Here is an 8,751-nt window from a genome sequence, read left to right as displayed (position 1 = left end):
CAGGTCACCCCCGGGACCCAAGCCGCCCCCAGCGCATCCGCTGCCCCTGGCGACGGCGCCAGCGACCGCGACGGCACCTGCCACAGCGACGCCGCCCGCGACAGCGGCAACGACTGCCAAGGCGACCACAGCCGGGCCCCTGGCCACCCGCCGGCCTCCGCAGCGAGCCCCGCGGCGCCCTCGATCACCGAGAGCCCCTCCGCCACCTCCACCGGGCACCCGGCCACCCCGACCACCGGGCACCGGGTCACCGGGCGCCCCTCCACCCCGCGCTCCGGGCGCTCGACAGGTGCCTCGTCCGGCGCCGCTCGGCTGATCTTCGACGATCCGCTGAGCCAGCAGTCCTCGGACGACACAGACCGCGGTTGGGGCGACCGCCCGTCCGGCGGTGACAGCGCTGCCGATCTGGCTCGCTTCCTCGACGAAAAGCCGCCCCACCACCTCTGAGCGAGGCGACGGGGCGGCGTTGTCCGCCGGCCGTTGGCGCCTGCTACTCCTGCGTCTTCTGGGTGCCGATGGTGCCCGACGGGTGAGTGGGCACGGAGGGTGCGGTGAGGCGCTGGGCGAGCAGCGCGTCGCGGATCTCGATCAGAAGCTGGATCTCGGTCGGGTCCACGGGGGTGTCCTCCGCCGGCTTCCTGGCCGCCTGGCGCTCCTTCCACTTGTTGATCGGAAGGATCATGAGGAAGTAGACGACCGCGGCGGTGATCAGGAAGGTCAGCGCGGCGCTGAGCACCGAGCCCCAGAGAATGTAGACACCGTCCGTGAACGCGCCGGTCTTGGAGTCCTTCGCGCACGTCGCGGTCAGGCAGGACTGGTAGTGGTCCAGGTTCTGCGAACCGAGGGCACCCACGATGGGGTTGATGACGCCCTTCACCACCGCATTCACGATGTTGGTGAAGGCCGCACCGACGACGACCGCGACCGCGAGTTCGATGACGTTGCCGCGCATCAGGAATTCCTTGAACCCCTGAAGGACGCCCTTGCTCTCGCTCACCTAACAGCCTCTTTCCATGCGTACAACGGATGGTGCAGCAGCACTCAGCACCGCAACTTACGGCAGGGCGGGGCGGCGCTGTCCAGTCGCTCGACACAAACCGGCGATCGGCCGGTGCCTCGGCGCGGATCCGGCGGAGGGCGCGGGTCCGGTCGAGGAGACGGGCGAATGCGGTGGTACCGGTGCGGTGAGCGCGACCTCGTCGGCGCGCGGCGGGCGCCCCGCCATTCGCAGCAGTCTCCGGTGAGGACCGCGCAGACGCCACTTGATCTTGACGCATGATCACTGCTCCCCAGGTGCCGTCGCCGACGGGCAGTCCGCCGGGGGAGCGGGTCGTACGGCGCCGTACGAGGCCCCGCCGGCCAGTGCTGCGGCGGTCATCGCCAGGCCGGCCGCCAGCACCCGCCGGTGGGCGCCCCGTCCTCCGCGGAGTCTGCCGCCACCGGCCCGTACTGGAGCAAAGTGGGGCACTTCACATGGTGGGGGAGCGGGGAGGGGTGTCGGGACGGGCGTGGGAAGAGGTGCGGGAGGGGGTGTGGGGAGAGGAGGGGAGAGCGGGACCTGGGACATGGGACACCACCTCGGTGGGGGTTGGGGACGAACCGGCGATCACCACCGTGCCGCAGTTCGTCCCGGCCCGCTCCAGGCTGTGGATGACCCCGTTTCTGTGGACAACTCGGCCACCCGGACGAGGGACCGCATGCGACAAGGGGCACCGCATGCGACATGAGGCACTGCATGCGACAAGAGCGGCAAGAGGGACCGCATGAGGCAAGAGGGGCCGCATGAGACGACAAGAGGGGCCGCATGAGACGAGAGGGGCCCGCGTACGACACCGGGCCCCGGCGTCGGTGACGCCGGGGCTCGGTGAAAGTGGTGCGGGGTGTGCGGCTCAGGCCGCGGAGCTCGCGCTCGACGTGCTGCTGGAGGACGACGAGGAAGACGAAGACGTCGACGACGAGGAGTCGGAGCCGCTCGACGAGGACGACGACGAGCCGGCGGAGTCCGAGGAGGACGTGCTGCTCGACGAGGACTTCGCGGGGCTGCTGCTGGACGACGAGCCGCGGCTGTCGTTCCGGTAGAAGCCGGAGCCCTTGAAGACGATGCCGACCGCGGAGAACACCTTCTTGAGGCGTCCGTTGCAGCTGGGGCACTCGGTGAGCGCGTCGTCGGTGAACTTCTGCACCGCCTCGAGGCCCTCGCCGCACTCGGTGCACTGGTACTGGTAGGTCGGCACTTGACTTCCTCCTGGCACTCTCACTCATTGAGTGCTAACGACGCTCCATCTTGCAGTATTCCGGCCCGTCAGTCCACCGTGACCGGCAGACGGTGACCGACTCCACGCCCGGAGCCCCGGCCGGATCAGGCGTTCGTCAGCTCCCGGTCCCGGCCCTCGGCGGCCTTCGAGCCCTCAGCGGCTCCGGCCTCAGCGGCCCCGGTCCCGGCAGGCCCGACCCCGACCCCGGTCTCGTCCCCGGCGGCGGAGCGCCGGTCAGTGACCGCCGGCACCGTGCGCGGCACCAGGTGGGCGCGGAGGGCCAGCAGGACGGTGCAGGCCAGCGCGGTCCCAGCCAGCGGCACCAGGAAACCGGTGCTCGGCCCGAAGCGGTCCGCCAACTGGCCGGCGGAGGTAGCGGCGGCCGCCTGGCCCAGCGCGACCGCGCCGGTCAGCCAGGTGAAGGCCTCGGTACGGGCCGCGGCCGGCACCAACGACTCCACCAGGGTGTAGCCGGTGATCAGAGCCGGGGCGATGCACAGGCCGACCACCAGGCCGACCGCGCCCAGCAGCGGTACCGCGGTGACCGCCCACAACGGGGTGGTGGCCAGCGCCAGCAGCCCGTAGGCGACCAGCAGCCGGCGCCGCGGGCCGACCTTCCAGGCGAGGGCACCGCAGGCGATGCCGGCGAGCATATTGCCGCCCGCGAAGATCCCGTAGAGCACGCCGTTGATGCCGGGCTGCCCGATGTGCTGGGTGAATGCGGTCAGCGAGACCTGCATCCCGCCGAAGACCGAGCCGATGCCCAGGAAGGCCATGATCAGGACGCGGACACCCGGCACCGACAGCGCCGAGGTGCGCGGCCCCTCGCCGGCGGCGGCCGGGTGTACCGGCGGCTGGCTGCGCTTCTGCGAGGCGAACAGCAGCCCGCCGGCCAGCGTCAGCACGGCCTCGGCGATCAGCCCGGCGGCCGGGTGGACGCCGGTGCACAGCGCGGTCGCCAGGACCGGGCCGACGACGAAGGTGAACTCGTCGGTGACCGACTCGAAGGCGGCGGCCGTAGGCATCAACGGGCTGCCGCCGAGCCGGGACGCCCACCGGGCCCGCACCATCGGCCCGACCTGCGGGGTCGAGGCGCCCGTGGGGACGGCCACCGCGAGCAGCGCCCACAGGGGGGCGTGCGCCAGGGCCAGGGTGATCAGTGCGGCGACGCCGGCGACATGCGTCAGCACGCCGGGGATCAGCACCGCGCGCTGGCCGAAGCGGTCCGCGAGCTTGCCGGCCTGCGGGGCGAACAGCGCCATCGAGACGCCGGTGGTGGCGGAGACCGCGCCCGCGGTGCCGTACGAGCCGGTGGTGGATTGCACGAGCAGCACGATGCCGATCGTCAGCATCGCGAAGGGCTGCCGGGCCAGGAAGCCGGGCAGGAGGAAGGTCCATGCACCAGGGGTGCGGAGAAGTTGTCCGTAACCGGGACGGGAGTCCTTGACCGCGGATGCCACGGCCGGGCCTTTCTGCCGCCTGGTAGCACGCCGCCGCGAGGTCGTCACGGGGGCGTGCCGAGAGCTGTCCTCTCGCGCAGGACCGAGTGATACCGCGTGGTCCGCACCCCGAGAGGTGGCTGCGTGTGGCAGGGGACCGCGGCCGCCGAGCGGTCGCGCCAGCTCTGCATCAGGCAGAGGTGGTTCGTCGAATTTCCTGCTTCATACTACAGGCGGGAGTGCGTAAAGCCCTGGGATAGGTCAGGGCTTTACGTGGTTTCCCTTGGAAAACGTGGAGATGTGCAGCACATCCCGGGGCGCGGTGGCAGCCGACCGGCCCGGCCCGGGGCGCGGTGGCAGCCGGCCGGTACGGACCAGGGCGCGGTGGCGGGCCGGCCGGTACGGACCGGGGTTGCGGTGGCCGTCCGGGATCCTCCGGTCCCGGGGGGGCGCAGTGGCGCCCCCCCCGGAACCGGCCTCAGCTCCGCCCGGGCCGGCGCTGGCCTCGCGCCGGGGCGCCGTCCGTCCCCAGCCAGCCGGCCAGCTTGCCGCCGCGGGAGACCGCCTGGAGCCGCCGCTCGGCGGCGTCGCGCACCGGATCGGTGGCGACCACCAGCAGCTCGTCGCCGTGCCGCAGCACCGTCGCCGGCGAGGGCACGAAGCTGGAGCCCTCCCGGACGATGAGGGTGACCGCGGCGCCGGCCGGCATCCGCAGCTCGCCGACCTCGACGCCGTGCATCCGGGACATCGGCCCGATGGACGTGGACAGCAGGTGGCCGCGCAGCCGCTCCAGGGGCGCCGACTCGATGCCCAGGTCGGCGGGCTCCTCGCCGTCGCCCAGCTTCAGCCGCTTGGCCAGCCAGGGCAGCGTTGGCCCCTGGACCAGGGTGTAGACCACGACCAGGACGAAGACGATGTTGAAGACCCGCTCGCTGCCGGGGACGTCGGTCACCATCGGGATGGTGGCCAGGACGATGGGGACCGCGCCGCGCAGCCCGGCCCACGACAGCAGGGCCTTCTCCCGCCAGGGCACCCGGAACGGCAGCAGTGCGGCGAAGACCGACGTCGGGCGGGCCACCAGGGTGAGGACCATGCCGATGAGCAGGGCCGGCACGACGTCGTCGAGCAGGTTGTGCGGGGTCACCAGCAGACCCAGCAGGACGAACATGCCGATCTGGCCGATCCAGCCGAGGCCTTCGGCGAAGCCGCGGGTGGCCGGGGCGTGCGGCAGTTTCGCGTTGCCGAGGATCATCGCGGCCAGATAGACGGCGAGGAAGCCGGAGCCGTGCGCCAGTGCGCCGGCCGCGTAGGCGGACACCGCGATGGCCATGACGGCGATCGGGTAGAGGCCGGAGGCGGGCAGCGCCACGTGCCGCATCGCGTACGCACCGAGCCAGCCGATGGCCAGTCCGATGGCGGCGCCGATCGCCAGCTCCAGGGCGATCTCGCCGAGCAGGACGTACCAGTGCTCGATCGGTCCGGCGGTGGAGAAGGCGACGACGAGGATGACCACCGGGGCGTCGTTGAAGCCGGACTCGGCTTCCAGGACACCGGTCAGCCGGGCCGGCAGGGGCACGCTGCGCAGCACGGAGAAGACCGCCGCGGCGTCGGTGGAGGAGACCACGGCGCCGATCAGCAGCGCCTGGCGCCAGTCGAGCCCGGCCAGGTAGTGCGCCCCGGCCGCGGTGACGCCCACGCTCACCGCGACGCCGACCGTGGAGAGCGCGGCCGCCTGCGGAAGGGCCGGTTTGATCTCTTTCCATTTGGTGCCCAGCCCGCCCTCCGCGAGGATCACGACCAGTGCGGCGTAGCCGAGGAGTTGGGTCAGCTCGGCGTTGTCGAAGACGACGCCACCGAGTCCGTCCTGTCCTATGGCGACGCCTATCCCCAGATAGATGAGCAGGCTGGGGAGCCCGCTGCGCGAGGAGAGCCGTACTGCGGCAACCGCGATGAGCAGTACGAGCGAGCAGATCAGCAGGAGTTGATTGAGGTGGTCGACAGTCAGGAGCTGATCCTTCCTCGCACGGGTCCGGGCACGGGTGGGGCGATGGGCCGGGGGTGGTCTTTCCTTACCGTATCTAGTTACTGAGGCTAACAATTTACCATTGCTTGAAAGTTGGATGTGCTGGTGGTGACTCCGCATAGGGGCCGCCGAACCCGTGCGCCTATGGTTGCTCCAGCACTCCCACCCTGCCCCTCGAAGGACAGAGATGCCCGCCAACAAGTCCGGCCCAGTCCCCAGGAAGAAAAAGGGGCGGCGCGGCCGCCTCGTCGCGATAACGGTCGTGCTGCTGCTCGTGGCGGGCATCGGCTTCGGCGCGTTCTGGGGAGTCAGCACCGTCCGCGCCTCCTTGCCGCAGACCACCGGCTCGCTCAAACTCCCGGGGCTGACCGACCCGGTGGACGTCGTCCGGGACGGCAACGGCATCCCGCAGATTTACGCCGACACCGACCAGGACCTCTTCCGCGCCCAGGGCTACGTCCAGGCGCAGGACCGCTTCTGGGAGATGGACGTCCGGCGTCATATGACCGCCGGCCGGCTCTCGGAGATGTTCGGCAAGAGCCAGGTCAAGACCGATGAGTTCCTGCGCACGCTGGGCTGGCACCGGGTGGCGCAGAAGGAGTACGACACCAAGCTGTCGCCCAGCACCAAGCAGTACCTCCAGGCCTACTCCGACGGCGTCAACGCCTACCTCAAGGACCACCAGGGCTCCGCGCTGTCCCTGGAGTACGCGGCGCTGGACTTCCAGAACGACTACAAGCCCGAGAAGTGGACGCCGGTCGACTCGGTGGCCTGGCTCAAGGCGATGGCCTGGGACCTGCGTGGCAACATGCAGGAGGAGATCGACCGCTCCCTGATGACCAGCCGGTTCACCCCGGAGCAGATCGCCGAGCTCTACCCGGCCTACCCATACCGGCGCAACAAGCCGATTGTGGAGGGCGGCGCGGTCGACCCGGCCACCAAGCGGTTCGCGCCCAAGGGCTTGGCCAACTCCGTGCCGGCCGGCGCCGCCGGCGCCGCCACCGGGCTGCAGTCCCAGCTGTCCTCGCTGTCCAAGACCCTCGACGAGGTCCCGGCGCTGCTCGGCCCCAACGGCAACGGCATCGGCTCCAACTCCTGGGTCGTCTCCGGCGCGCACACCGCCACCCGCAAGCCGCTGCTCGCCAACGACCCGCACCTGGCACCCCAGATGCCCTCGCTCTGGTACCAGATGGGCCTGCACTGCCGTACCACCGGCCCCAAGTGCAACTACGACGTCTCCGGCTTCACCTTCTCCGGGATGCCCGGCGTCGTCATCGGCCACAACCAGGACATCTCCTGGGGCATGACCAACCTGGGTGCGGACGTCACCGACCTCTACCTGGAGAAGATCAACGCCGACGGGTACCTCTTCGACGGCAGGCAGCGGTCCTTCCTGACCCGCAAGGAGACCATCAAGGTCGCCGGCGGCGAGAGCCGTGAGATCACCGTCCGCTCGACCAAGAACGGGCCGATCGTCTCCGACCGCGACGACGAGCTCGGCAACGTCGGCAAGGACGCCCCGGTCGGCAACGCCGCACCGGACCGCGGCGACGGCTACGCGGTCTCGCTGCGCTGGACCGCCCTGGACCCCGGCCGCTCGATGGACGCCATCTTCGAGCTGAACCGGGCCAAGGACTGGAGCAGCTTCCGCAAGGCCGCCCAGCACTTCGAGGTGCCCTCCCAGAACCTGATCTACGCCGACACCAAGGGCGATATCGGCTACCAGGCGCCCGGCCGGATCCCGGTCCGCGGCAAGGGCGACGGCCACTTCGACGGCACCTTCCCGGCGCCCGGCTGGGACCCGCGCTACCAGTGGAAGAGCTACATCCCGCAGCAGGCCCTGCCGTACGAGTACAACCCCGAGCGCGGCTACATCGTCACCGCCAACCAGGCCGTCGTCGACGAGAAGTACCCGTACCTGATCACCAAGGACTGGGGCTACGGCTCCCGCAGCCAGCGGATCAACGACCTGATCCAGTCCAAGATCAAGGACGGCGGCAAGGTCTCCACGGACGACATGCAGGCCTTCCAGAAGGACAACAGCAGCGAGATCGCCCGGCTGCTCACGCCCTACCTGACGAAGATCGACATCAAGGACAAGTACGTCCGCGACGCCCAGCAGCTGCTGGAGGGCTGGGACTTCACCCAGGAGCCCGACTCCGCCGCGGCCGCCTACTTCAACGCCGTCTGGCGCAACACCCTCAAGCTCGCCTTCGGCAACAAGATGCCCAAGGAGCTGCGTCCCGAGGGCCAGTGCCTGACCGTCCGCCCGGCCGACGAGACCGGCCCCGCCGACGAGAACGACACGTACGTCCGCGAGTGCGGCGAGCGGGCCGGCGACACCGCCCAGCCCGACGGCGGCGACCGCTGGTACGAGGTCGTCCGGAACATCCTCGACGACCCCAACAACGCCTGGTGGAAGACCGAGGACCGGCCCGGCCGCCCCGGTGACAAGAACCGCGACCAGCTCCTCGCGCACGCCATGAAGGACGCGCGCTACGAGCTGACCTCCAAGCTGGGCAAGAACATCGACAACTGGAGCTGGGGCCGGCTGCACCAGATGTTCCTGAAGAACCAGACGCTGGGCACCGACGGGCCGGGCTTCCTGCAGGGGCTGTTCAACCGCGGCCCCTGGAACCTCGGCGGCGGTGAGGCCGCGGTCGACGCCACCGGCTGGAACGCCGCCGGCGGCTACAAGGTCACCTGGGTCCCGTCGATGCGGATGGTGGTCAACCTCGGCGACCTCGACAAGTCCCGCTGGATCAACCTCACCGGCGCCTCCGGGCACGCCTACGACGCCCACTACTACGACCAGACCGACAAGTGGGCCAAGGGCGATCTGCTGCCCTGGGCGTCCAGCGAAGCGGCCGTCAAGAAGGCGGGCAAGGACACCCTGACCCTGTCGCCGTAGGCGCACCGCCCCGCAATGCACCACCGACGGGCGGGCCGGAGACCTCTTCGAGAGCTCCGGCCCGCCCGTTCCGTTTTCCCGGTGGGTACGGCGGCGGAGGGACCCCGCGCCGCCCGACGTCCC

Annotated in this window: 6 protein-coding genes; 2 read left to right on the top strand and 4 right to left on the bottom strand. The window is 70.7% G+C overall.

What is annotated here, in order from left to right; genetic code table 11:
• The coding region (locus AB0G84_RS10000) for a hypothetical protein (RefSeq protein WP_361318073.1) at positions 1–447 on the top strand (447 nt) is incomplete at its 5' end.
• A 43-nt stretch (positions 448–490) separates the two neighbouring features.
• Here AB0G84_RS10000 and mscL read toward each other — a convergent pair.
• The 4 genes from mscL to AB0G84_RS09980 all read right to left on the bottom strand — a co-directional run bounded on the left by mscL (position 491) and on the right by AB0G84_RS09980 (position 5,699).
• Entirely contained in the window at positions 491–997 is a 507-nt protein-coding gene (gene mscL, locus AB0G84_RS09995; RefSeq protein WP_361318071.1) for a large conductance mechanosensitive channel protein MscL, read from the bottom strand.
• An 892-nt stretch (positions 998–1,889) separates the two neighbouring features.
• Entirely contained in the window at positions 1,890–2,234 is a 345-nt protein-coding gene (locus AB0G84_RS09990; protein ID WP_361318069.1) for an FmdB family zinc ribbon protein, read from the bottom strand.
• 125 nt (positions 2,235–2,359) lie between these two features.
• Positions 2,360–3,715, bottom strand: coding sequence for an MFS transporter (locus AB0G84_RS09985; protein ID WP_361318068.1), 1,356 nt, complete (start codon positions 3,713–3,715; stop codon positions 2,360–2,362).
• A 457-nt stretch (positions 3,716–4,172) separates the two neighbouring features.
• The gene (locus AB0G84_RS09980) at positions 4,173–5,699 is read right to left on the bottom strand and encodes a potassium/proton antiporter (RefSeq protein ID WP_361318563.1); all 1,527 of its coding nucleotides are present in this window, start codon (positions 5,697–5,699) and stop codon (positions 4,173–4,175) included.
• 205 nt (positions 5,700–5,904) lie between these two features.
• Between AB0G84_RS09980 and AB0G84_RS09975 the strand changes: the two genes are divergently transcribed.
• The gene (locus tag AB0G84_RS09975) at positions 5,905–8,628 is read left to right on the top strand and encodes a penicillin acylase family protein (protein ID WP_361318066.1); all 2,724 of its coding nucleotides are present in this window, start codon (positions 5,905–5,907) and stop codon (positions 8,626–8,628) included.
• The last annotated feature ends 123 nt before the right edge of the window (positions 8,629–8,751 follow it).

The sequence above is a fragment of the Streptomyces sp. NPDC020742 genome (assembly GCF_040641675.1).
GTDB lineage: Bacteria > Actinomycetota > Actinomycetes > Streptomycetales > Streptomycetaceae > Streptomyces.
Note: the sequence above shows the minus strand (reverse complement) of the source record. Positions and strands in the feature narration are given on the sequence as shown.